Source organism: Allosphingosinicella deserti, from assembly GCF_003012735.1.
Taxonomy (GTDB): domain Bacteria; phylum Pseudomonadota; class Alphaproteobacteria; order Sphingomonadales; family Sphingomonadaceae; genus Allosphingosinicella; species Allosphingosinicella deserti.
Genome location: NZ_PXYI01000006.1, coordinates 244387 through 270251, shown reverse-complemented (window position 1 = coordinate 270251; position 25865 = coordinate 244387). Strand labels below are relative to the sequence as shown.

The following is a 25865-nucleotide window of genomic DNA, read 5'->3' as shown; positions in this document are numbered from 1 at the left end:
AACTCGCCGGACAATCGCGTCCCCAGCAATCACGATCCGCCGAGCAGACTTCCACAAGCTTCAGTAATGACTGGATCAGTTGCGGAGGCTGTCGGGAATGACGCCGCCATTGTCGGCAAGCTTAGCCATGACGGCCTTATGCAGAGCGATGTTCTGCTCGGCGGTGCCGTCCGCACCGGCATGGACGTTGAGCTCGCCGGCGAGTTCCTTGCGGGCGGCGAGGCTGGAATCGAGATCGAGCAGCTTCAGCAAATCGACGATCGAACTCCGGTAATTGCCGCCGCCGTCCTTCATCGACGCCATTTCCTCGAGCACCCTGCCCACGTCGACATTCTGTGGTGCCGGCGCGGCCGCAGGAGCCGCAGTCGTCTGGGGTGCCGCCACGGGAGCGCTCGCTTGCGGCTGAGGCTTAGGCTGCGCCTGTGCGGGTGCTGCAGGAGCCGGCTGCGCGGCGGTCTTGTGATGGAAGATCTTGTTCATGATGCTGCCGAAGATACTCATATCGGTTCCTCTCCTACGGCGGGCGCCGCCTGTCTTAATCAACCGGTGAACGTCGCGCGTGGTCGATAGGTCCGCCATCCGCCGGAACGCCGTTCTCCCATGACACGTTGAGCCGGCATTCGAGAGGGAGAAGACTATGCAATTCAGGATCCTCGCCACGCTCGCGGCAAGCGCGATCGCGCTCGCCGCATGCGGGCAGAAGAACGAGAATGCCGACGTCGCGACCGCAAATTCCGGCGTAACCGATACGAACGTCGGGCTGCCGGCGGATATGAACGCCAGTTCCACCGCAGCGGTCCCGACCGGCGGCCAGGCTTTCGCCAACACCGCCGCGGCCAGCGATGCGTTCGAGATCGCGACATCGCAGCTGGCGCAAGAAAAGGCTCAGTCCGCGGCCGTGAAGAAGTTCGCCGGGCAGATGATTACGGCGCACACCGAATCTACCGCCAAGCTCAAGTCCGTCGCTTCGGGACTCGCGACACCGATCACCCCCGATCCGACGCTCACCGCGCAGCAGCAGAGCGTCCTCGATGATCTCAGATCGAAAACGGGCGCAGCCTTCGATCAGGCCTATGTCGCGGGCCAGCAGGCGGGCCACCAGCAGACGCTGGACGCGCTCAACACCTATGCTGCCAACGGCGACGTGGCCGAGCTCAAGAGCTTCGCGGCGGGACTCAGCCCCACCGTTGCGGCGCATCTCAACATGGCCAAGGGTCTCAAGCCCTGATTCTTTGCGGGAGCGACGCATGGTGACGTCGCTCCCGCCTTGCTCCTAGTCCTTGTCAGGCTTGACGAGGTTTCTGCGCACTTCGACGGCGTCGCCGGGAAAATCACTGAAGATGCCGTCCACGCCCAGTTCCAGGAATTGGCGAACCTCCGCTTGCGCATCCCCGTGCGCGGCGGGCGCCGTGCCGCGCCTGTCTTCCGCCGGCAGGAAGGCATTCTCGCTGCGGAACGTCCAGGGATGGACGAGCAGCCCGGCCCGGTGCGCCTCGCCGACCAGGCCCGTCGGCGCGCCGCTGCGGCCGGCCGCATCACGCGGGACGATCAGTGCCTTGGCGGGTCCGATCCCCGCCGCATAGCGCGCAACGGCGGCAAGTCCGGTCGGCGTTACCATCGCTGCGTAGGTCTCGCCTGTCGGTCGATCCGGCGGGTGGCCGCTGTCGTTGACGAGCTGGATCAGCCTCACTTCGGTAAGGTTGTGCAGGCGCTGCAAATTGCCGACTTCGAACGATTCGATGAACAGCGGCGCGTCCTTGCGCGAGAGGCGGTTGCGCTCGAGCAGCGAGACCAGCGCTTCGTCCATCGCAAGACCAAGTCCGCGGTGATAGCTCGGATGCTTGGTCTCGATGTAGAGGCCGATCTCGCGTCCGCGGGCCTTGCTCTCCGCGCGGACGAGGTCGATCACCTCCTGGAGGGTCGGCAGAGTCTCCTCACCATCGTGCCTGCGGCTTTCGGCGCGGAGTTCCGGCAGCCGCTCACGCGCGCGCAGCGTCTTCAGTTCGGCAAGCGTGAAATCCTCGGTGAACCAGCCCGTGACCGACGTTCCGTCGATCGACTTGGTTCTCCGCCGTCCGGCGAATTCGGGATGGGCGGCGACATCGGTTGTCCCGCCGATCTCGTTCTCGTGACGCGCGACGAGCACGCCGTCGCGGGTCATCACCGCGTCCGCTTCGATGAAATCGGCGCCCTGGGCAATCGCAAGCCGGTAGGCCGCGAGCGTATGTTCCGGACGCAGGCCGCTGGCGCCGCGATGGGCAATGACGATCGGCGAAGCGGGCGCCGCCGTGGGGCCGGCAAAAGCGGAGGCGAGAAGCGCGAGAGTGATCAGCATGATACTGCCCTAGCGGCCTGCCGTGACAATTTTGCTGCGACACAGCATCGAATTACGACTGACACAGCTTTTTCATATCTCCGCAACCGCCCTGCCACGGACCCGTCCTAGGGCGACCCGACCGCGCAACCTCGCGCCTTTCGGGGGAATGACATGAAGCTTTTCCGCACGTCCCTTTTGCTTGCCGGCACCGCCGGCGTGTTTCTCGCCACACCGGGGTTTGCCCAGGAATCGACGATCGCCGAAATCGACGCCGATGTCGCGGCGGGCGGCGGCGAGCAGGAGATCGTGATCATCGGCACCGGCCAGACTCGGCAGGTGCAGGAACTCGATGCCGCCGACATCGCCCTCGAGGTGCCGGGAATCAGCCCGCTCAAGGCGATCGACAAATTGCCCGGCGTCAACTTCCAGTCCTCAGATCCGTTCGGAAGCTACGAATGGTCGAGCCGCATCTCGATCCGCGGCTTCAACCAGGCCCAGCTCGGGTTCACGCTCGACGGCATCCCGCTCGGCGACATGAGCTACGGCAACCATAACGGCCTGCACATCAGCCGCGCCATCGCGAGCGAAAATGTCGGCCGGGTCGAGGTCGCGCAAGGCGCCGGCTCCCTTTCCGCCGCTTCCTCCAGCAATCTCGGAGGCACGATCGAGTTCTTCACCCGCGCCCCCAGGGACGAATTCGGCCTCGAAGCCAATGCGACCTACGGCAGCGAGAACAATGTCCGCGGCTTCGTCCGCATGGACAGCGGTCAGCTCGTCGAGGGCGGCCCCGCTCTGTCGCTCAGCTACGCATTCCAGGATGCCGACAAATGGAAGGGCGACGGCATTCAGCGCCAGCACCAGGTGAACGCCCGCATCGAGCAGAAGCTTCCCGACGGCCGCATCTTCGGCTTCGTCAATTTCTCCGACCGCCGCGAGAACGATTATCAGGATCTCTCCAAGGAGATGATCGACCGGCTCGGTTACGACTGGGACAATTTCGCCGACGATTGGGATCTTGCCGTTCGCGTCGCCCATATCGCCAACAATCGCGGCGACACCGGCGCGCCGGTGAGCAATGCGGCCGCGGGCACCGTCTACCCCGCACCGATCAAGACTGCAGACGATGCCTATTATGACGCGGCAGGCCTGCGCAAGGATTGGCTCGGCGCCGTCGGCATCGACACCGGCCTCACCGATGCGTGGAGCGTCGCCGCCACCGCTTATTACCATCGCAACCGCGGCCGAGGCATCTGGTATACGCCCTATGTGCCGACCCCCGGCGGCGCACCGATCAGCATCCGCACCACCGAATATGAAGTGGATCGCTACGGCTTCATCGGATCGACCGCGCTGGAGCTGGGCAACAACCGGATCGAGGCGGGCGTCTGGTACGAGGATAACGACTTCAACCAGGCGCGGCGCTTCTACGGCCTTGCCAACACCACCGGAGCGCCGAGCCGCAGCAGCATCGAGTGGCCCAAGAATCCTTTTGCCACCCAATGGGAGCTCGATTTCAACACCAAGACCTTCCAATATCACGTCCAGGACACGCTGCAGGCCGGACGCCTGACCGTGAATGCCGGCTGGAAGGGCCTGCGCGTGCGGAACCGCGCCGAGCCGGTGGTTCAGGGCAGTCTTGCCGTCGGCGAGATCACCGCGCGCGACTGGTTCCTGCCCCAGGTCGGCGCCCTGTTCGAGATCACACCGGATCAGGAGATCTTCGCCACCTTCTCGCAGAACATGCGCGCTTATGCCTCGTCGGCGACCGAGGGGCCGTTCGCGACGACCCAGATCGGCTTCAATGCCCTCGATCTCAAGCCGGAGAAATCGTCGACCTACGAAGTCGGCGTGCGCACCAAAAGCCGCCGATTCCAGGGCGTGCTCGCCGGCTATTACGTGGACTTCCGCAACCGCCTCGTCGCCTTTTCGAGCGGCGCTGGCATCCAAGGCAACCCAGCAATCCTGCAGAATGTCGGCAGCGTACGCTCCTATGGCGTGGAGGCGGCAGGCACTTACCGCGTCACCCCTGAATTGTCGCTGTTCGCATCCTATGCCTTCAACCAGTCTGAATATCAGGACGACGTCGTCAACGCGGCAGGAACGATCGTCGCGGCGACCGACGGCAAGACCGTCGTGAATTCGCCCAAGCACCTCGTCAAAGGCGAGATCACCTATGACGCGGAAAGCGTCTTCGCGCGCCTTGGGGCGAACTACACGTCACGCCGCTTTTATTCCTACGAGAATGATGCCTCGGTGGGCGGCTTCGTCATCGTCGACGCGAGCCTCGGCTACCGCTTCACCTCGGGTGCGCTGGACGGGGTCACCCTGCAGGCGAATGCGGTCAATCTGTTCGACAAGAAATATGTGTCGACGATCGGCACCAACGGCTTCGCCAATCGCGGTGACAGCCAGACCCTGCTCGCCGGTACGCCGCGCCAGGTATTCGTGACGTTGAAGACCGCGTTCTGACGCGGACGGTGCGGTCGCCCTCCGGGCGGCCGCACCGCACCCGGCGCCGCGCCGGCACCGTTTCGACACAAAGCGAAAATCTCCCGACACGATCCGACAGCAGGGGCCTCCGCCCAGTGCCCCGTAACGAGGGCCAGACATGAATCGGACGCTTCCCTCCGGCCTCTACGAAGTGCACGGCGAGGACATTCTCGGTAACGTCCACGGTTTCCGCACCGATGATCGGAGGCGTGCCGAAGAGGTCGCCGAATAGCTGCGAGAGAAGATCGGCAAGGTCGAGATCATCAAGCACGCCTCGCAGAGGCAAGCAGCAGCGTTGCCCTGATCGCGTGAGGGCCGGCCGCAGCGAAACCGCATTGCTGTCGCCACGGACACGTCGGGCGCCTCACAAACAAAACCTCCCCTGCCGAGGCAGGGGAGGTGAACTTTCGTGGAACGGTCGACTTAGAAGGTGCCGCGAAGGATGAAGTGGAAGCGGCGATCCTCCATGAAGTAGGACCTTGGGCCTTTGAGGCCGCCAACGGTGAACTGCTGCAGCGTCTTCGTCACTTCGTTCGTCAGGTTCACGCCCTGAACGCCGATCTTGAAGTTTTTGCTGATATCAATAAACACCGTCGCATCAAGCCGGCCGGACGCGTCGTTGAAGATCGGATAATAAGGGAAGATCACATCCGACGCGGTCAACAGGAACTTGGAGCGCCAAGTATAAGCGAGGCGCAAGGAGAACGGTCCCCTCTCATAGAAGGGCTGGATGTTCAGATTGTGCTTCGACAGTTGCTCCAGCGGCAGGTTGCCGGCCGTACCGATCGGCGCCCGTGAGCCGATGAAGAGCTGCGCATTCTCCAGACCCTTGCTGTGGATGTACGAATAGTTGGCACTCAATCCAAACCCGTTCAGCAGACCTGGCAAGAAATCGTATGTCTGCTGGTAAGACAGCTCGAGACCGCGGATCTTGCCCGTCTTTTCATAATTGTCAGGACGTCGAACGATGACGTTCTGAGTGATTCCATTGAACGTGTACTGTTCTTCGAAGACGTTCTGGAAAAAGAAGTTGTGGATGTTCTTCGCGAACAGGTTGAACGTCAGCGACCCGACGGCGCTGCCTCCGAAATACCATTCCGCACTCGCGTCCAGATTGTCGGAGATTGCCGGCTTGAGGAACGGATTGCCCGTCGTTGCCCCCAGCGAGGTGCCGGTAACCGACCAATCGGCCCGGGTCCGCAGATCCCATGTGCCCGGTCGCGCCAGATTCCTGCCGGCAGCGAACCGCAGGATCAGGTTCCTGGAAAGGCCGAACTTCAGATTGAGACTGGGCAGGAAGTAGGTGTATTTGTTGCCGTTGACCGTCTGGGCATATTCGCCATTCGCGAAGGTGCGCAAGGCGGTATAGCCCGTCTCTCCAAGGTTGCAGAGACCGCTGGGGCGTGAAGGCTGAGCACCCGGCGGCGCTTCAGGCGGCGGCTGCTGGATGGCGCAGCGAACCTCGTAGGGGTCGTCGGTCCCGACATCATCCTCCGTCGGCGCACCGACCGCACCTTCCGATTCTCCGCTCGTGCGCACCACCCGGAGGCCGATATTGCCGTCGAGCCTGACGTTGCCGAAAATCGGCTCTTCGCGACCGAAGCTCAGCATCGCATAGGCCGCCAGATTTTCTTCACGAACCCTCTGCAGGTCGGTCGGCAAAAACGGCGTGCCAGCAATCGCGCCGGGTCGCCGGGCCAGAGGATCCCAGTCGGCGGCACCGCCGCCGCCGTTTGCGCGCGCATTGTCCTGCACCAGATCGGTAAAGGCGATCGCGTCTTCATAGCCGTCGATCAGGTCGCCTGAATAATAGTTTCCGCGTGGCGGTGCATTGACCTTGCCCCGGAAGAACGTCCCCCAATCGTGCAGGACGACGTTGTCACCACCGACTTCGTTCATATGGACGGCGTTGCCGGTCCACACCTCCGAGAGCGAGCCCCAGTTGTAGCTCGTGTAGCGAAACTTCTGATCGCGATCGGAGTAGCGCGCGCCGAATTTGGCATGCTTCAAGAAGGACTCGCCCTCCTCGAAATTATATTGCGCATCGCCGCGGAACGCCCATTCCTCACCAGAGCTCTGCTCGATGTGATCCATCGCCGAGCGCCAGTACGTATAGCGCGGGTTGGTAAAGTATTCCTCGTCGGACGCGCCGCGAAGGGCGTCGGACGGCGAAGCCCAGGTCTGGCTGAGGGTCAGCGGCTTGTGCGGCGTGACCTGCGGATACTCGCCGGTAAGATCGAGTTCCTGATCGGCAAAGATGGAGCCATGGATGCCGAAGTCCATGTTATCGTGCTTGGCACTGACATATTGGGCGTCGGCGTTGAACGACCAGCGGTCATTCGGGGTGAATTTCGCATTCAGGCCGAAGTCATTGACCTTGTTGGTGTCTTCCACCTGACGCCGGTTGAGCGTGTGCTGCATGCCGCCCTGAGGCACCTGATCCCAGGTGCCGCCGCGCCACCCGCCGATCGGCAGAGTGATGTAGCCGCTCTCGAACACCCCGTCCTCATTGTAGGTATAGTTCGGGAATGTCTGGCCATTGGGATAGCTTTGCCAGCTGGTGCCGCTGGCCCCAACGATCTGCCCGCTCGAATTGAGCGCGCACTCGGCACGGGGGGTGCGGGCCTGGTTCGGTGGCTCGCCCTGGATCGGTCCGTTGTTGTTGGGAAGGCAGCCGGCGGGGAAGGTATTGTACTCGTTGAGATCGCCTCCGGCCTCGAACGTATACTCGCCCCACTTCTGGGTTGCATGGGATCGCAGGAACTGGCCGGTGACGAGCGCCCGACGATCGTTGCTTTCCCACTGGGCAGAAGCACCGAAGCCGCGGCGGGTGCGATTGAACTCCTGCGTGACGAATTGCCCGCCGATCGGAGCATAAGCGGTCGACAGAGTATCGGCGAAGCCATCCGCGGGCCCCGAAGCGGCCCCGACGCACGGATTGCCCACCGTTGCAGCGGGGTTGGGGAAAGCCGCACCGGCCGCGCCCGTCCCGAAATAGGCGTCGACATTCGACGGGAAACCGGTGGTGTTGGTGTTGCCGGGCAGCGGCGTGCGGCACGCCAGGATGTCCGTCTCGTTGGACTGAACCGCATATCGGCCGTCCCGGGTCTGGTAGTTGGTGACCCGAACGCCATCTGCGCGCGAGAACAGCTTCGAATAGGAGATCGCACCAAGGATGCCGAAACGCCCCGCGCTGGTGTCCCACGTATTGCTGAGAACACCCGTGAAGACCGGGCTCCACTTCTTGCGCATGTCGGTGCGAACACCTTCGGCGCTGAAGCCGGCGAAGAAGCCCTTGTTGTCGAACGGCTTGCGCAAGTTCATGTTGACGGTACCGGACAGGCCGCCCTCGATCATCTCGGCCGTCGTGTTCTTCCAGACCTCCACGGACCCGAGCATGTCGGCCGGCACGTCCTGGAAGTTGATCGCCTGACCGCCGACGCCCGGCGAGAACGTGTCTCGACCGTTGAATTCGGATCGGACGTAGGTCAGGCCGCGGACGACGACCCCAGAGCCTTCGCCCGAGAAGTGATCCGGATCGTTGCTGCCGGCGAAGCGATTGATCGAAACGCCCGGGACGCGCTGCAATGCTTCGGTGACCGAGCGGTCCGGGAGGGCGCCGATATCCTCTGCGGTGATCGCGTCGACGATCGTGTCGGCATTCCGCTTCAAATTCTGTGCATTCTGAAGGCTCTGCCGGATGCCGGTGACGACGATCGCGTCATCCGCCGCGGGTGCGCTCTGCGCCGCCGCATCGGCGGATTCGGCGGAACGCGTGTCGCCGGTGTCGGCACCCTGCGTGCGTCCGGCCGTTCCTTCGAGCGCAGCGCCGGCATCGCTGGGCTGACCCGACGGAGCGGTTTGCGCGAGAACCGGAGCCGCCGCAGCAAAGGCGCAGAACGCCAGCACCGATGCGCCGGAACGCAGAAATACTCCCAAGTCCCGCTCTGGCGCAGACACAGGTTCACCGGCGAATGCATTCATTCGGAAAGTCCTCCCCAAGATGATAGCGCTAACAATTTAGCGCCCTTTTTTTGTTTTCGATTCAGGAATAAACCGATGATGCGCCGCACGACAAGAGGGCCTGACGCATTTCCGGCGGAGAGTCGCACAAAGCTCGAAAGTGTGACAGGTTTGCAACAGCAGCAAACGGTAAGCTACTAAAGTCCTTGATAAAGGGAGAGGCGAGGCGGCACTAGAAGGAGCCTCCCCGCGCGTCCGATCAACGGCCGGACTGGACGGAGGCTGGAGGGGAGCGAAGCGGGTTGACCCAGGACCAGATGCCGGTGCGAGTGGTCGTCGTCGGAGGGGGAACCGCCGGCTGGATGACTGCCGCCGCACTGGCAAAGCTGCTGCCGCACCGGTGCACCGTGCACCTCGTCGAATCGGAAACGATCGGGATCGTCGGCGTCGGCGAAGCGACCCTTCCCCATATTCGCGCCTTCAATGAGCGACTCGGAATTAGCGAAGCGGAGTTCATGTCGAGCACGCGCGCCACCTTCAAACTCGGGATCGAGTTCAAAAACTGGGGCGCGATCGGCGACAGCTACATCCACCCGTTCGGCACCTTCGGGGACGGCCAGTCGGAAATCGGCTTTCATCACTATTGGACGCGGCTGCGCCTGGCAGGTCGTCCCGTCGGGAGCCTGGACGAATATTCGATGGGCGTGATGGCCGGGCGCTTGAATCGCTTCCAGCTCCCGGAGAAGGATCACGAATCGATCGCCTCTACCTTTGGCTATGCCTATCAGTTCGACGCCACATTGTTCGCGCCCTTCTTGCGTCGCCTGGCCGAGAGCATGGGCGCGCGACGCACCGAAGGGCGGGTGGTCGGTGTCGATCGCAACGGCGAATCCGGTGACATCGAGTCGATCACCATGGAAAGCGGCGAGGTTATCGAGGGCGATCTCTTCGTGGATTGCTCAGGGTTCATTTCGCTGCTTCTCGGCAAGGCCCTGGGAGAGCCGTTTCGGGATTGGTCACGCTGGTTGCCTGCCGATAGCGCCGTCGCGATGCCGTGCCGCACCGAGACGTCACTCACGCCCTATACGAGCGCGATTGCGATGCCTTCGGGCTGGCGCTGGCGAATTCCGCTCCAGCACCGCACAGGCAATGGATATGTCTATTCCAGCGCATTCACCAGCGACGAGGCGGCGCGCGATGCGCTGGTCGATGCGGTCGAGGGCGAGCCCATCGCCGATCCGCGCGTGCTGCGTTTCGTGGCCGGGCGCCGCGAGCGCAGCTGGGCGCACAACTGCGTCGCCGTAGGGCTCGCGAGCGGCTTCCTCGAACCGCTGGAATCGACGAGCATCTACCTTATTCAGCAGGCGATCACCTACCTTGTCGAGCTGTTCCCGGAGAAACGGATATCGCCGGTGGATCGCGACGAGTTCAACCGGCTGATCGACCTAGAATATGATCGGATCCGGGACTTCCTGATCCTCCATTATCATGCGACCACACGCTCGGACACGCCGTTCTGGGACTATGTCCGGACGATGGATCTGCCGTCCACGTTAAGCGAGAAGATCGATCTGTTCCGGCGCCGGGGGCGCATCGTCAAATATCGGGAGGGCGTGTTCCTGGAGGCAAGCTGGGTTGCCGTCTATATCGGTCAGAATATCTTTCCCGAAGGCCATGATGCGCGCGCCGGCGTGCTACCGATCGGAGAGGTGGCCGATCGCGCCGAGGCCCTTCGCAGCCGCATCCGTGCGGCTGCCGAGGCCATGCCGGATCATGCCGCCTACATTCGTTCGTATTGCGCAATGGCCGAGGCGGCTTGAGGTGCCGGATTCGCGCCCCATCCGCGACGTGGTGGTTGCCGGCGGCGGCATCGTTGGCTGGTCTGCCGCGGCGGCGCTACGCCGGCACCTGCCCAACGTCGGGGTGACAGTGATCGCCGATGCACCGGCACCCGACGCGCTGGCGGAGCGCATCGGCAGCACCCTCCCCTCGATCGCGGCATTTCACGGCGATCTCGGCCTTTCCGAAATGAACGCGGTTGCGCGAACGGCGAGCGGCTATCGCGTCGGCACGCAATTCGAAGGCTGGGCGGGAAACCGCCCGGCTTACGTCCACACTTACGGGGAACATGGCCGCCCCTTCGGCGCGACCTCCTTTCACCTGTATTGGCACCGGGTCCGGCAAGCCGGCGGCACCGCCAGCTTCGACACCTTCTCGCCTGCGGCGGAACTCGCGCGTATGGGGCGGTTCGTCCATCCGCAGGGTGGACCCGGATCGATCCTGGCGAGCTTCGAATACGGACTCCAACTCAATCCGGCACGCTATCTTGATTTGATGCGTGCCTTCGCCGTCCATCTGGGGGCACGCGAACACCAGGCGAAAATCGCGCAGGTCGACGTGCGCGGGGAGGACGGCTTCGTCGGCGGCCTCCGCCTCGACGACGGACAGGTTGTGACGGCAGACCTCTTCGTCGATTGCACTGGCCCGGCTGCCCGCATCCGGAGCGCGCTGGATGCGAAGTTCGAAGACTGGTCGTGCTACCTTCCCTGCGACCGCGTGATCCTTGCGGAGGGTACGGCGCCGGCCTCGCTGCCGGTGATGGACAGCGTGGTCGCGATGTCGAGCGGCTGGCGCTGGCAGGCGGCGTCGCCGGCGCGGACGTCGCACGGACTCGTCTACGCGTCCGCACATCTCAGCGATTCCAAGGCCGAACGCGCGTTGCGTGTCCACAGCGGCGCGGAGCCGCGTGGGCCGGCCGTCGCGATCCGGATTGGACGCCGCCCCGATCCGTGGCTGCGGAACTGCGTTGCAGTCGGCGAAGCTGCCGTGGCGCTGGAACCACTTGAATGGACCAACCTTCACGTTGCGCACAGTGCCATCGATCGAATCGTCGCAATGATGCCGGACCGGGAGTGCGCGCCGATCGAGCTGGCGGAATTCAATCGCCAATCCGCGGCCGAGGCGGAACGGATACGCGACTTCCTGATGCTCCATTACGTGACTTCCGATCGGCGCGAGCCATTCTGGCGGGATGCCGCCGCGATGCGGATTCCGGACGGCCTCGCTCACACGTTGCGCCTTTTTCGGGAACGCGGGCGCCTGCCGTTCCAGGAAGAGGAGACCTTTGCGCGCGATTCCTGGCTCAGCGTCCTGTTCGGCCAGGGCGTGTTGCCGCACCGTGCCGATCCGCTGACGGACGCCCTTCCGATCGCCAGGATCGAAGCGGCGATGGGTCAGATGCGCGACAGCATCCGAGCCATGGCATCCCCCCTTCCAACCCATGCCGATTATCTCGGCAACATGATGAGGCGAGCCGTTCGATGAACGAGCATGATATTCGCGATGTCGTCGTCGTCGGCGGCGGAACGGCCGGATGGATGGCGGCGGCCGCCTTCTCCCGCTTTCTCCACAACGGGCACACCCGAATCACGCTCATCGAATCCGAAGAGATCGGCACGATAGGTGTCGGCGAGGCGACGATCCCGCCGCTGATCACCTTCAATCGCATGCTCGGGATCAATGAAAATGATTTCGTGCGTGCGACGAAGGCAACCTTCAAGCTCGGGATCGAGTTCGTCAATTGGGGCGGTATCGGCGAGCGATACTTCCATCCCTTTGGCTATCACGGCCATGAACTGGAGGGTGTTCACTTCCATCAGCTGTACCTGCGGGAGCGCAAACGACGCGCGATCCAGGATATCTCGGCCTGGTCGATGAGCGGCGTCGCCGCTGCGATGGGCCGCTTCGGTCGCCCCGGACGGGGAGCTCGCCCTCCGCTGTCGCACCTCCTCTACGCCTTCCATTTCGATGCGGGCCTCTACGCCAGGTTCCTCAGAGACTATGCCGAACGCGGCGGGGTTCAACGGGTGGAAGGCAAGGTCGTCGACGTCTCCCTGAGAGGTGAGGACGGCCATGTCAGCTCGCTGACCCTGTCCGACGGTCGCACCGTTGCCGGCGATCTGTTCGTCGACTGTTCCGGGTTTCGGGGCCTGTTGATCGAACAGGCGCTCAAGACCGGTTACGAGGATTGGACGCACTGGCTGCCTTGCGACCGCGCGATCGCGGTGCCGAGCAGCTATACGGGACCACCCGATCCATTCACCCGAGCGACCGCGCATCCCCTCGGATGGCAATGGCGGATCCCGCTGCAGCATCGCATGGGCAACGGCTATGTCTATTCGAGCGCGTTCAGCTCGGATGACGAGGCTGAAGCCAAGCTTCTCGCCAGCCTGGAGGGGGAACCGCTGGCCGAACCCCGCCGCCTTTCCTTCACCACCGGGCGACGCAAGCAGGCCTGGAACCGCAACGTCGTATCGATGGGTCTTTCAAGCGGCTTCGTCGAGCCACTCGAATCGACCAGTATCCATCTGGTCCAGAGCGGCATCGCAAAGCTTGTCGCGCTGTTTCCCGACCTGCGCTTCAACCCGGTCGAGCGGGACGAGTATAATCGCCAAATGCAGGAGGTGTTCGAAGACGTCCGCGACTTCATCATCCTGCATTACAACGCAACCAGGCGCGACGATTCCGCATTCTGGAACCGGTGCCGAACCATGGACATACCCGACAGCCTCGCCCGCAAGGTCGCGCTCTGGCGCGCCAAGGGCCGCCTCTTCCGCGAAGGGCTCGAGCTCTTCGCGACGCCGAGCTGGGTTGCGGTGATGCTCGGCCAGGGGATCGTGCCTGAAGATTACGAGCCGGCGGTCGACGCGCTCGACGAAGACCGTGTCGCCACCGCACTCGAGGAGATGCGCCTCGGCTATCTGGAGCTGGCGCAGAAACTGCCGCGGCATGAGGAGTTCATCGCCCAGGCCTGCAGGCCGCCCATGGCGCCGACGGAGGATCTGCCGGAGTTCGTCTTGTGAGGGAGGACCGGATCAAGAAGGTCGTCGTGGTCGGCGGGGGAACGGCGGGATGGATGGCCGCCGCCGCCCTGGCCAAGACGATGGGCGCAATGCCCGATTTCTCGATCGAAGTCATCGAATCGGATGAGATCGGGACGGTGGGCGTCGGCGAAGCCACGATCCCGCAGATCCTGCTCTTCAACGAGATGCTCGGCCTCGACGAGGACGACTTCGTGCGCGCGACGAACGCCACCTACAAGCTCGGCATCGAGTTCGTCGACTGGACCCGGCTCGGCCACCGCTACGTCCATCCGTTCGGCATCTACGGTCTCGACATGATGGGCGTCGAATTCCACCATCACTGGCTCAAGGGCCGCGCACTCGGCGACGAGACCCCGCTGGACGACTATTCCCTGGCGGTCGTCGCGGGCCTGAAGGGGCGCTTCATGCGCCCGCGGCCCGATCAGCCCAAATCGCCGGTTTCGAAGATCGCCTACGCCTTCCAGTTCGATGCCGGGCTCTACGCGCAATATCTTCGCCGCTTCTCGGAAGCGCGCCGCGTCGTGCGAACCGAAGGCCGCATCGTCGACGTTGCACTGAATGGCGAGACCGGGTTCGTCGACTCCGTCGTGCTGCAGAGCGGGGCCAGGATCGGAGGAGACCTGTTCATCGACTGTTCGGGCTTCCGCGGCCTGCTCATTGAGCAGGCTCTGGGCGCCGGGTTCGAGGATTGGAGCACGTGGCTGCCCTGCGATCGCGCATTTGCCGTGCCGTGCGAAACGGGCGCCGATCAGCAACCGCTGACGCGGTCGACCGCACGTGGGGCCGGGTGGCAATGGCGCATTCCGCTCCAGCATCGCACCGGCAATGGCTACGTTTATTCGAGTGCCCACATTTCCGACGACGAAGCGGCAGCGACGTTGCTGGCAAATCTGGATGGCGCCCCCCTTGCCGATCCGAAACCGTTATGTTTCACGGCGGGCCATCGTAAAAAGGCGTGGGTGAAGAACGTGGTCGCCCTCGGCCTTGCCGGCGGGTTCCTGGAGCCGCTCGAATCGACATCGATCCATCTCGTCCAATCGGGAATCGCGCGCCTGATGTCGCTGTTCCCGACCCGCCGATTCGACCCGCTGGAGATCGAGCGGTTCAATGCACGCACCGAACGGGAATATGTCGACATCCGCGATTTCCTGATTCTCCACTACAAGGCGACGGAGCGGAACGACACGCCGTTCTGGGATTATTGCCGGACTCTGCCGCCGCCGGACGGGCTGGCGTATAAAATGGAAATGTTCCGTCGCAACGGTCGCGTCTTCCGCGAACATGAGGAGTTGTTCACCGAAACGAGCTGGCTGTCGGTGATGGTGGGCCAGGGCATCGAAGCGAACGGATACCATCCCACCGCCGATCTCTTGCCCGACGACGAAACCCTGCGGCGGCTTGCTCACGTTCGCCGGGTCGTGCAGCAAACTGCGGATATGATGCCCACCCAATTCGACTTCCTGGAACAGCAGGGCAGTGCCACCCATCTTAGTTTGAGGCGCGCCTCTTGACCCTACTCGCCACTCCCAAGGCCGTGCCCCAGATCGATGGCGTCGATCGGCGCCGGTTCGAAGACGACATTCGTGCGGCACATCAGCCCGTCATTTTTCGTGGTCTCGCCGCCCAATGGCCGGCCGTGCAGGCGGCGCGACAGTCGGACGAAGCGTTGATCGCCTATCTCCGGCAATTCCGCCGGGACGGCCCGGTTGCAGTCCTGCTGGGCGAGCCCGGGATCAACGGGCGCTTCTTCTACAACCACGACCTCACCGGTTTCAATTTCACTCGCGGCCGGTCGCCGCTCGACCCCTTCTTCGATCGGCTGTTGCGAGACCGGAACGATCCGGCGCCGTACTCCGTGGCTGTCCAGTCCGAGCCGGTGCCGCAAGTGTTTCCGGGGTTCGAGACGGAGAACGGCCTCGATCTTCTCGATGCCGCAATCGTGCCCCGGGCGTGGATGGGGAACCGGATCATGGTAGCGCCGCACTACGATCTGATGGAGAATATCGGGTGCGTGGTGGCAGGACGTCGCCGCTTCACTCTGTTTCCGCCCGACCAGATCGGAAACCTGTACCCTGGTCCGATGGAGCTGACTCCGGCGGGAACGCCGGTCAGCATGGTCGACCTCGCGAATCCCGATCTCGAGCGTTATCCCCGTTTCGCAGCAGCGATGGAGACGGCGCAAGTTGCCGACCTGGAGCCGGGCGATGCGATCTACATTCCCTTTCACTGGTGGCACGGTGTCGAATCGCTCGAACCGCTGAACCTGTTCGTCAACTATTGGTGGAACGACGCACGCAAGGACATCGGCCGCCCGTATGACGCGTTGATGTACGGCTTCTTCGCCCTCCGGAATCTCCCCGCCGAACAGCGCGCCGTTTGGCGCACGGTCTTCGATTATTATGTGTTCCAGACCGACAGTGATCCTGCGGCGCATCTTCCCCCGCAGGCCCAAGGCATCCTCGGCCCCCTGACGCCGGATATGCTCCGAAGAATTCGCGCGACTCTCAAGGAGATTTCGAGCAATCTCTAGCATTCGCTCAGCGATCGCCGCGCTTGCGCCGATCCTTCTCGCCGCTTGCGCGATCGCACCTCCTGCCGATCGGAAGCGCCCTGCCACGGCCGATTTCGAATGGTTTGCCTATGGCGGATCCGACCGATCCGACGAGGCCGTGCGGCCGGGGCCCGAAGACTATCGCAATCCGATCATGAAAGGTTTCTACCCGGATCCAAGCATCACCCGGGTCGGCGACGATTATTATCTGGTCAACTCGACCTTCTCCTGGTTCCCGGGCATCCCCGTCTTCCACAGCCGCGATCTGGTGAACTGGACCCAGATCGGCAATGCGATCGATCGACCGGACCAGCTCGATTTCGGTCGGCTCGGCATGTCCCGCGGTGTATTCGCGCCGGCGATCAGCCATCACGCCGACACGTTCTACATCGTCAACACCTGCGTCGATTGCGGCGGCAATTTCGTGATCACCGCAACCGATCCCGCCGGGCCGTGGTCGGATCCGATCTGGCTTCCGGATCTCGAGGGCGGGATCGATCCTTCGCTCTTCTTCGATGAAGACGGCAGCGCGTGGATCGTCAACAACGGCCCGCCGGTCGGCACTCCCCTCTACGAAGGCCACCGCGCGCTTTGGCTCCAGCGCTTCGATCCGGGCGCGCGCCGAACCGTCGGCCCGCGCACCCTGCTCGTCAACGGCGGCGTCGACATCGCCCGCAAACCCGTCTGGATCGAGGGGCCCCACATCTTCCGCAAGGACGGCTTCTACTATCTGACCGCCGCGGAGGGCGGCACCGAGGTCAACCACTCGCAGGTGGTGCTGCGAAGCCGGACGGTGACCGGCCCCTACGTGCCGTTCCCCGGAAATCCGATCCTCACCCAGCGTGACCTTGCCGCCGATCGACCGAACCCGATCACGTCTGCCGGCCATGCCGATCTCGTCGAGACCAAGACGGGCGAATGGTGGGCGACCTTCCTTGCGGTGCGCCCCTATGAAGGCGACTTCTACAATACCGGCCGCGAAACCTTCCTGCTGCCGGTGACGTGGGAGAATGGATGGCCGCGGATCACCGCGCCCGGACAAGCGATCCCGCTGACCCACAGGCGGCCGAACCTTCCCGCCATGACGGCTCCTCCGGTGCCGACCAGCGGCGCATTCTCCGTGCGGGAAGAGTTTGACGGCGCCGCGCTGCCGCCGAACTGGGCGATGATGCGCAACCCGCGGGAGCGCTGGTACACGATCGGTGACGGCCGGCTTTCGCTGCAGCCCCGCCCGGTGTCGCTCGGCGCGTTCGGCAATCCCTCGCTGCTCGGCCGCCGCCAGCAGCATCTGAATGCCGAAGCATCGACTGCGCTTCGGTTCGTGCCGCGCCGCGAGGGCGACGAAGCCGGGCTGGCGGCGATCCAGAATGACGAATTCTGGTTCTTCCTCTCCGTTTCGCAGAAAGGCGGCGAGCGCGTCGTCAAGCTCGAGCGCCGCGCTGGCGGAACGGATCCGGCAGATGGCGTCGAGATCGCCGCGGCGCCGTTGGCCGGCGATCCGGATGCCCCCGTCTATCTCCGCATCCGGGCACGGGGCGCCGAATATGACTTCTTCTATGCGACTCGGGAGGGCGATTGGCGCCCGCTGCGCGAAGGCGAGGACGGCAGGATTCTCAGCACCCGCGTTGCGGGAGGCTTCGTCGGCACCTTCTTCGGCGTGCACGCTTTCTCGGCAACGACCCTGCCCTCACCCGCTCGGCCGTGAGGCCTGCACGAATGAGAGCCGGCCAGGTGTGCGACGGGCAACTGAGGGCCGCCCCCCTCAGTCGACCACCGTCAGCCTGGCGCTCTTGAGATCGACCGAATTGGGGCCGGCCGAAATCGTGAAGGTCCCGGGCTCCACGACCTTCTTCATTTCGCGATTCCAGAAGGCGAGATCGTCGGGCTTGAGATCGAACGTCACGGTCCGGCGCTCGCCCGGCTTCAGGGTCACGCGCTCGAACCGCTTGAGCTCCTTCACGGGGCGGGTGACCGACGCCTCGTCGTCGCGGACGTAGAGCTGGACGACCTCGTCACCCTGGCGGCGGCCGGTGTTGGTGACGTCGACGCGGACGCGCACGTCGCGGCCCATCTTCACGCTGGCATCGGCGAGGCGGGGCGCCGACATCGTGAAGCTGGTGTAGCTGAGGCCGTAGCCGAACGGGTAAAGCGGGCTGGTCTGATCGAACAGATAGCCGCGGCGCGCGGTCGGCTTGTGATTGTAGTAGATCGGCAGCTGGCCGACATTACGGGCGATCGACACCGGCAATTTGCCGCCTGGACTGGCGCGGCCGAACAGTATGTCGGCAACCGCATTGCCGGTCTCCTGGCCGAGATACCATCCCTCGATCAGCGCCGGGGCATTCTCCGCGAGATAGTTGACCGACAAGGGACGGCCGTTGAGCAGCAGCACCACGGTCGGCTTGCCGAGCGCAAAGATCGCTTTGGCGAGTTCCTCCTGCTGGCCGATCATGTCGATCGATGCGCGATCGCCGAGATGGGCATCGGCCCAGGCTTCGCGGCTGGTCTGCTCGTTGTCGCCGAGCACCATGACCACGACATCGGCCTTCTTCGCGGTTTCGACCGCCTCGGCGATCAGACGGCGATTCTCCTCCGCCGGCACAAGGTCGACCGGATCGGCGGACCAGGAGCGGCTGCGGGTGATCCGCACCGCTTCCGCATAGTCGACCTGGAACCTGCCCTGCCCTTCCTTCTGGATCCCCTCGAGCACGCTGACGACGTGGCGGGGCACGTCCGAATAGCCGCCGATCGGCGTGTCGCGCGCGTGGGTACCGAGCACCGCGACTCGCTTCAGCGCGCCCGCGTCGAGCGGCAGCACATTCTTGTCGTTCTTGAGCAGCACCATCGCCTTTCGCGCCGCCTCGCGGGCGAGCGCGATCGCATCCGGCGTGGCGGTGCGCGCGTCGGCCGAGGCGACGTCGACATAGGGGTTCTCGAACAGGCCGGCCTGGAACTTCATGGTCAGGATCCGCCGCACCGAATCGTCGATCAGCGACTGCGGCACGATGCCCTTGCGAACCAGCTCGGGCAGATGGACATAGGCTTCGCCGTCCGGGGTCTCCGCATCGACTCCGGCCTTTATTGCCATTTCGGCCGCGACCTTCGGATCGTCGGTCATCTTGTGCCGGGTGATCAGCTCCCGGATCGCGAAATAGTCGCTGACCACGGCGCCCTTGAAGCCCCACTCCCCGCGCAGCACGTCGGTGAGCAGCCATTTGCTGCTGTGGGACGGGATGCCGTCGATCTCGTTATACGAGGCCATCACCGACATCACCGGCAGTTCCTTCACCGCGCGCTCGAACGGCGGGAAGAAGTTGGTGCGCAGATTGCGTTCGGAAATGTCGGCCGGGCCGACATTGGTGCCGTTCTCCGGCTGACCATGGCCGGTGAGGTGCTTCAGGGTGACGAACACCTTGTCCCTGGCCAGCGGAAGGGTGCTGCCCTGGAAACCGCGGATCGCGGCCAGCCCGATCGTTCCGACGAGATAGGGATCCTCGCCATAGGTCTCCTCGATCCGGCCCCAGCGGGGATCGCGGGCGACGTCGACGACCGGCGCCAGCGCCAGGTTTGCGCCCGCCGCCCGCATTTCCCGCGACGCGACCGAGAAGATGCGCTCGACCAGAGCCGGATCCCAAGTGCTGGCAAGGCCGATCGATTGCGGGAAGCTGGTCGCACCGCGGGCAACATAACCGTGCAGCGCTTCCTCGTGCATCAGCAGCGGAATGCCGAGCCGGGTCTTCTCGATCGCCCAGCGCTGCGCCGCATTGGCATATTCCGCCGCCTCGCGCGCCGTGCGGTTGGCGACGCCGGCGGCGGCACCGGCCGCGCCGTTGCTCCCGGGCGCGTTCTCCGCCTTGACGCCGCGGCGGTCCGACGGACGCGAGATCTGGCCAAGCCCGTTCGGAAAGGTACGGGATGCCGCCGCCGGCGAGAAGTCGCCGCGCGCGTTCTGGATCTTGTCCTTATGCTCCCAGATCGAGATCATCTGTCCGACCTTCTCCTCCAGGGTCATGCGCTGGAGGAGATCCTCGACCCGACGGTCGACCGGCTGCGCCGGATCCTTGTAGAGCGGGCGTTCCGATGCGCTTCGCGTCGGGGCGCTCCGCGCCCAGGCGCCGGAGAGAGAGACGGTCGCAGTCGCGGCGAGCAGGGCGAGGCCGAAGGCGCGGAGCGCGGTGCGTGAGCGGGCAATGGTCATCAGCTTATCCCTCCTTGGGTGAGATCCGATCCGCGCCGCGGCCGGTCTTCTTGTCGCTTGTGCTGTAAAGTCGCTTACGGGCTGTGTTAGCGCTACCAAAGACTGGCACGGGCGCGAACGAGGGTCAACACGGGACGTCGCAGCGGGGCTGGGCATTTACAATCCTGCGGCTGTGACCATAGGCTCCGCGCCGAATGTCAGGGGGATGCGGATGAGCAGGCCAAGCCGGAGGAGCCGAGGCACCGTCACGATCGAGGATGTCGCGCGCGCCGCCGGCGTCTCCGCGATGACGGTCTCGCGTGTGATCAATGGCGGCAAGAACGTCCGCGAAAGCACCCGCGTATCCGTGCTCGATGCCGTTAAGACACTGAATTATTCCCCGAACAGCGCGGCCCGCAACCTCGCCGCTGGCGAGGCGACCCATATCGGCCTGCTCTACGCCAATCCCTCCGCCGCCTATCTCAGCCAGTTCCTGATCGGCGCGCTGGAGGCCGCCCGCCGCGCCGGTTGCCACCTCGTGATCGAGAGCTGCGAATCGGAAAATGGCGGCGAACAGGCGGACGTCACCCGCCGGTTCGTCACGAGCGAAGTCGAAGGCGTGATCCTCCCGCCGCCCTTATCGGAGTCCGAAGCGATCATGGACGCGCTGCGCGAGATGGGCATTCCCGTCGTCACCGTGGCGATGGGCAGCGCCGACCATGAGAACCCGAACGTGCGCATCGACGACCAGGGCGCGGCCAAGCAGATGACCGAGCACCTGCTCGATCTCGGCCATCGCCGTTTCGGCTTCATCAAGGGCCATCCGAACCACATTGCCAGCCACGACCGCGAACGCGGCTTCCTCGCCGCGATCACCGAGCATGGCCTGGATGTCGCCGAGGCCGCGGCGATCGAGCAAGGCTATTTCACCTATCGCTCCGGCCTTGCCGCGGCCGAGCGGCTGCTCTCGCGGCCCAACCCGCCGACGGCGATCTTCGCGTCCAACGACGACATGGCTGCTGCGACGATCAGCGTCGCCCACCGGCGCAATCTCGTCGTGCCGGGCGATCTCAGCGTCGTCGGCTTCGACGACACCTCGCTTGCCACCACCGTTTGGCCGGAGCTCACCACCGTGCGGCAGCCGATTTCGGCAATGGCCGAAGCGGCGCTCGACATGTTGCTTGCCGACATCCGCGCCCGCAGGGCCGGCAGCCGCTGCGAGACCAACGAGATTGTGCTGGATCACGAGATGATCGTGCGGGAATCGACGTCGGCACCGATCGCCGCCGCTGTCGACACATCCCGCAAGCTTCGCACACCGGCGGTTCAGTCCGCCTGAGCCGTCCGCAAAATACCCCCTGTTCAGACCGCGCCCGTTAACGCTAACATCGCACCAGACACACCCGGGTCATCCGGGGAGAGGGAGGATCTTTCATGACCGAAGCAAGCCCGGCCCGGGCGAACATGGGCTTCATCGGCGCGATCGTCGCGGTGGCGACGATCGGCGGATTGTTGTTCGGCTATGACAGCGGCGCGGTGAACGGCACCCAGGAGGGCCTCACCCAGGCGTTCGGACTGTCAAAGGACGGCCTCGGCTTCACCGTCGGCTCGTTGCTGATCGGCTGCTTCGTCGGCGCCTTCCTTGCCGGTCGGCTGGCCGACCTTCTTGGCCGCCGCAACGTCATGATGCTTGCAGCGATCCTCTTCCTGCTCGGCGCGCTCGTGCAGGGCTTTGCGCACGTCCAGTGGCTGTTCGTGACCGCGCGCTTCTTCGGCGGCATCGCCGTCGGCGCCGCCAGCGTGCTCTCGCCCGCTTATATTTCCGAGGTTGCCCCGGCGAGCATTCGCGGCCGCATGACGACGGTTCAGCAGATCATGATCATCACCGGCCTCACCGCCGCGTTCGTGGTCAATTATTTCCTCGCCGCCTCCGCGGGCGAATCCACCGCGCCGTTCTGGGGCGGGATCGAAGCGTGGCGCTGGATGTACCTGATGCAGGCGATCCCCGCCGCAATCTTCCTGGTTGCCTTGCTCTTCATTCCGGAGAGCCCGCGTTACCTGGTTTCCAAAGGTCGCAACGACCAGGCGCGCACCGTGCTCACCTCGCTCTTCGGTGCCGAGGTCGCAGCCGCCAAGCTCGAGGAAATCCGCGGGAGCTTCAGCGCCGACCACCGTCCGCGGCTCAGCGACCTCAAGGCACCTGGCGGCGGCATTCGCCCGATCGTCTGGGCCGGTCTCCTGCTCGCCGTGTTCCAGCAACTGGTCGGCATCAACGTCATCTTCTATTACGGCGCGACGCTCTGGCAGCTGGCCGGCTTCACCGAAGACCAGTCGCTCCAGATCAACATCGTGTCGGGTGCGGTCTCGATCGCGGCCTGCTTCGTCACCATCGCCCTTGTCGACAAGATCGGCCGCAAACCACTGCTGCTGATCGGCTCGGCGGGCATGGCCGCGACCCTGTTCGCGCTGGTCTATGCGTTCGCCAACGGCACGCTCGACGCCGCCGGCAACCTCCAGCTGTCCAGCAATCTCGGCACGCTCGCGCTGATCGCGGCGAACCTCTACGTGATCTTCTTCAACGTCAGCTGGGGTCCGATCATGTGGGTGATGCTCGGCGAGATGTTCCCGAACCAGATCCGCGGTTCGGCGCTCGCCGTCTGCGGCTTCGCGCAATGGTTCGCCAATTATCTCATTGCGCAGACCTTCCCCCGCATGTCGGAGTGGAGCCTGGCCGGCGCCTACACCTTCTACGCCGTCGCGGCGCTGATCAGTTTCTTCCTCGTCAAGAAGTTCATTCACGAGACGAAGGGCAAGGAATTGGAGCAGATGGAAGGCTGACCGCCTTTTTCTCGAACACTTACCGGGGCGCAGCCGTTTCGCGGTTGCGCCCCTTGCTTGCCTGGAGACTCTCAATGACCCGCACGCCCGCCCGTCCCTTCCGTTCCCGCGAATGGTTCGACGCGCCCGGGCGGAGCGACATGACGGCGCTCTATCTCGAGCGCTTCATGAATTACGGCATCACCCCGGACGAGCTGCGCGGCGGCAAGCCGATCATCGGCATCGCCCAGTCCGGCTCCGACATCGCGCCGTGCAACCGCATCCATCTCGAGCTCGCCGACCGGATCCGCGCGGGCATTCGCGACGCGGGCGGAATTCCGATGGAATTCCCGATGCACCCGATCTTCGAGAATTGCCGCCGACCGACGGCGGCGCTGGATCGCAACCTGTCGTACATGACCCTGGTCGAGATCCTCAACGGCTACCCGATCGACGCGGTCGTCATCACCACCGGCTGCGACAAGACGACTCCGGCCGGGATCATGGCCGCATCCACGGTCGATATCCCCGCAATCACGCTGAACGGCGGGCCGATGCTCGACGGCTGGCACGAAAATGAGCTGGTCGGCTCCGGCACCGTCATATGGCGCTCGCGCCGGCTGCTCGGTGCCGGCAAGATCGACGAGGAGGAATTCCTTCGCCGGGCCGCCGACAGTGCGCCTTCGGCCGGCCATTGCAACACGATGGGCACCGCCTCGACGATGAACGCCATTTCCGAGGCGCTCGGAATGTCGCTGCCCGGCAACGCGGCGATCCCGGCGCCCTATCGCGAGCGCGGCCAGATGGCTTACGAGACCGGCCGCCGGGCCGTCGAGCTCGCCTACGAAGATCTCCGCCCATCGAAGATCCTCACCCGCGACTCGTTCCTGAACGCGATCCGCGTGACCACCGCCATCGGCGGCTCGAGCAATGCCCAGCCCCATATCGTCGCGATGGCGCGCCATGCCGGCGTCGACATCGGCCATGAGGACTGGATGGAGCATGGCTATGATCTGCCGCTGCTGGTCAACATGCAGCCGGCGGGCAAATATCTGTCCGAACGCTTCCACCGCGCCGGCGGCGTGCCCGCCGTGATGTGGGAGCTGCTCCAGGCCGGCAAGCTCGACGGCACCCAATTGTCCGTCACCGGCCGTACGCTAGGAGAGAATCTGGAAGGACGCGAGCCGAGGGACCGCGAGGTCATCTTCCCTTACGACCAGCCGCTCAAGGAGCGTGCCGGTTTCCTCGTCCTCAAGGGCAATCTGTTCGACTTCGCGATCATGAAGACGAGCGTCATCTCCGAGGAATTCCGCACCCGCTATCTCGCCGAGCCCGGCCGTGAAGGCGTGTTCGAGGCGCGGGCGATCGTCTTCGACGGGTCCGACGATTACCACCATCGGATCAACGATCCCGCCCTCGCCATCGACGAGCATTGCATCCTCGTCATCCGCGGATCCGGCCCGCAGGGCTGGCCGGGCTCGGCCGAAGTGGTCAACATGCAGCCACCCGACGCGTTGCTTCAGCGCGGCATCACCAGCCTGCCGACGCTCGGCGACGGCCGCCAGTCCGGCACCTCCGACAGTCCCTCGATCCTCAACGCCTCTCCCGAAAGCGCGGTCGGCGGCGGGCTTGCCTGGTTGCGCACCGGCGACACGATCCGAATCGATCTCAACACCGGCCGCTGCGACGCGCTCGTCGAGGATGCCGAGATCGAGCGGCGCAGGGGCGAAGGCATTCCGGCGACGCCGGCGAGCAACACGCCCTGGGAGGAGATCTACCGGGAGAAGACCGGGCAGCTTTCCGAAGGCGGCGTGCTGGAGTTTGCGACAAAATATCGGGAAACCTCTGCCAAGGTACCGCGGCACAATCACTGAGCGGGCAGCTTCGGATGAGCTGTTCCGAAGAAACCAGTCGATGTTACTGCAGGTAGCGCCGATCCGGAGCGGACAAATCTTCGCAAGCCATTGCAGCCGCGTGACGCCGGTTGCATATCGCCACCGACCTTGTTCCAGGACTCGTTGTTCGAGATCTCGCCCCAGCTGACGGTCCGGTACGAGAAGATCGGGGCCGGCATCCCCGTCCTGTTCGCGGAGAATTTCTTCGCGGAGCCGGACGCCGTGCGCGACGCGGCGCTGCGGCTGCCGTTCGCCCGGCGCCCTTTTTCTATCCCGGGCGAATCGCACCGCCGCCGGATCATCGCGGGTTGGCGGAAGCGACCCGCCGCGTGCTCGAACTCGTCGACGCGGAATTCCTGTCGCGTGTGCCGATCCGCCAGGATCGGCAGCGGATCGCAGAATTCCGCCAGGTCCATAGCGATTTCGCAATCGTCGATGTTCACCCCGACCAACTCGAACCCGTCCAGCGGCTCCCGCACACCGATCCCGTGGCCGTGTTCGGCCTCGTCGATCTCAATCGGGACGTGCGCGGCGGCACATTGTTTTTCGAGCAGGTTGCCGAGAGTGCCGACGGCACCCGTCACGCCGGCTATTTCACCGGCGACAGCCCGGACTATCAGCTGCGCGGCCGCATCGCGGCGCAATTCAACACGCTCGTCATCTATCCCGGCTTCATCCCGCATTCGGCAGAGATCGAGGGCGAATGGATCCGCGGCGAGGCGCGCTTCGCCTCGCCGCGGCTCACCCAGCGCTTCGCCTTCGTGGCCTGAAC

Annotated in this window: 16 protein-coding genes; 12 read left to right on the top strand and 4 right to left on the bottom strand. The window is 64.5% G+C overall.

From position 1 onward, the window contains the following. Positions 1-75 precede the first annotated feature (75 nt). Entirely contained in the window at positions 76-501 is a 426-nt protein-coding gene (locus tag C7I55_RS18745; RefSeq protein WP_106514540.1) for a DUF3597 family protein, read from the bottom strand. A gap of 136 nt (positions 502-637) precedes the next feature. Here C7I55_RS18745 and C7I55_RS18740 point away from each other — a divergent pair, with 136 nt between their 5' ends. Further along, positions 638-1228: a DUF4142 domain-containing protein gene (locus C7I55_RS18740; RefSeq protein WP_106514539.1), complete on the top strand. Its 591-nt coding sequence runs from the start codon at positions 638-640 to the stop codon at positions 1226-1228. 45 nt (positions 1229-1273) lie between these two features. On the opposite strand, the gene C7I55_RS18735 is transcribed toward C7I55_RS18740, so the two are convergent. Continuing rightward, positions 1274-2335, bottom strand: coding sequence for a glycerophosphodiester phosphodiesterase (locus C7I55_RS18735; protein ID WP_106514538.1), 1062 nt, complete (start codon positions 2333-2335; stop codon positions 1274-1276). A 153-nt stretch (positions 2336-2488) separates the two neighbouring features. On the opposite strand from C7I55_RS18735, the gene C7I55_RS18730 reads away from it, so the two are divergent. Continuing rightward, on the top strand, positions 2489-4786 hold the full coding sequence (locus C7I55_RS18730) for a TonB-dependent receptor (protein ID WP_106514537.1): 2298 nt from the start codon (positions 2489-2491) through the stop codon (positions 4784-4786). Between the two features lie 444 nt (positions 4787-5230). Here the strand turns inward: C7I55_RS18730 and C7I55_RS18725 are convergent, their stop codons facing one another. Beyond that, a complete protein-coding gene (locus C7I55_RS18725; protein WP_233222295.1) occupies positions 5231-8746 on the bottom strand; it encodes a TonB-dependent receptor in 3516 nt (1171 codons plus the stop codon). 386 nt (positions 8747-9132) lie between these two features. Here C7I55_RS18725 and C7I55_RS18720 point away from each other — a divergent pair, with 386 nt between their 5' ends. The 6 genes from C7I55_RS18720 to C7I55_RS18695 are packed head-to-tail and all read left to right on the top strand — an operon-like array spanning position 9133 to position 17909. Continuing rightward, the gene (locus C7I55_RS18720; RefSeq protein ID WP_233222311.1) at positions 9133-10590 is read left to right on the top strand and encodes a tryptophan halogenase family protein; all 1458 of its coding nucleotides are present in this window, start codon (positions 9133-9135) and stop codon (positions 10588-10590) included. A 1-nt stretch (position 10591) separates the two neighbouring features. Beyond that, on the top strand, positions 10592-12094 hold the full coding sequence (locus tag C7I55_RS18715; RefSeq protein ID WP_233222294.1) for a tryptophan halogenase family protein: 1503 nt from the start codon (positions 10592-10594) through the stop codon (positions 12092-12094). After that, on the top strand, positions 12091-13632 hold the full coding sequence (locus C7I55_RS18710; protein ID WP_106514534.1) for a tryptophan halogenase family protein: 1542 nt from the start codon (positions 12091-12093) through the stop codon (positions 13630-13632). The genes C7I55_RS18715 and C7I55_RS18710 overlap by 4 nt, the downstream gene beginning before the upstream one ends. Beyond that, a complete protein-coding gene (locus tag C7I55_RS18705) occupies positions 13629-15164 on the top strand; it encodes a tryptophan halogenase family protein (RefSeq protein WP_106514533.1) in 1536 nt (511 codons plus the stop codon). The genes C7I55_RS18710 and C7I55_RS18705 overlap by 4 nt, the downstream gene beginning before the upstream one ends. Then, entirely contained in the window at positions 15161-16183 is a 1023-nt protein-coding gene (locus C7I55_RS18700) for a cupin-like domain-containing protein (protein WP_233222293.1), read from the top strand. The genes C7I55_RS18705 and C7I55_RS18700 overlap by 4 nt, the downstream gene beginning before the upstream one ends. Further along, the gene (locus tag C7I55_RS18695; protein ID WP_199192933.1) at positions 16131-17909 is read left to right on the top strand and encodes a glycoside hydrolase family 43 protein; all 1779 of its coding nucleotides are present in this window, start codon (positions 16131-16133) and stop codon (positions 17907-17909) included. The genes C7I55_RS18700 and C7I55_RS18695 overlap by 53 nt, the downstream gene beginning before the upstream one ends. Before the next feature lie 57 nt (positions 17910-17966). On the opposite strand, the gene C7I55_RS18690 is transcribed toward C7I55_RS18695, so the two are convergent. After that, the gene (locus C7I55_RS18690) at positions 17967-20402 is read right to left on the bottom strand and encodes a glycoside hydrolase family 3 N-terminal domain-containing protein (RefSeq protein ID WP_106514531.1); all 2436 of its coding nucleotides are present in this window, start codon (positions 20400-20402) and stop codon (positions 17967-17969) included. Between the two features lie 211 nt (positions 20403-20613). Between C7I55_RS18690 and C7I55_RS18685 the strand changes: the two genes are divergently transcribed. The 4 genes from C7I55_RS18685 to C7I55_RS28225 all read left to right on the top strand — a co-directional run bounded on the left by C7I55_RS18685 (position 20614) and on the right by C7I55_RS28225 (position 25863). Beyond that, complete coding sequence (locus C7I55_RS18685) at positions 20614-21720, top strand: LacI family DNA-binding transcriptional regulator (protein ID WP_106514530.1); 1107 nt, start codon at positions 20614-20616, stop codon at positions 21718-21720. A 95-nt stretch (positions 21721-21815) separates the two neighbouring features. Further along, positions 21816-23219 carry a sugar porter family MFS transporter gene (locus tag C7I55_RS18680; protein WP_106514529.1) on the top strand — a complete coding sequence of 468 codons (1404 nt, stop codon included), beginning with the start codon at positions 21816-21818 and terminating at the stop codon, positions 23217-23219. Positions 23220-23293: 74 nt separating this feature from the next. Further along, a complete protein-coding gene (locus tag C7I55_RS18675) occupies positions 23294-25072 on the top strand; it encodes an IlvD/Edd family dehydratase (RefSeq protein WP_106514528.1) in 1779 nt (592 codons plus the stop codon). 110 nt (positions 25073-25182) lie between these two features. Continuing rightward, positions 25183-25863 carry a DUF6445 family protein gene (locus tag C7I55_RS28225; RefSeq protein ID WP_269845223.1) on the top strand — a complete coding sequence of 227 codons (681 nt, stop codon included), beginning with the start codon at positions 25183-25185 and terminating at the stop codon, positions 25861-25863. Positions 25864-25865 lie beyond the last annotated feature (2 nt).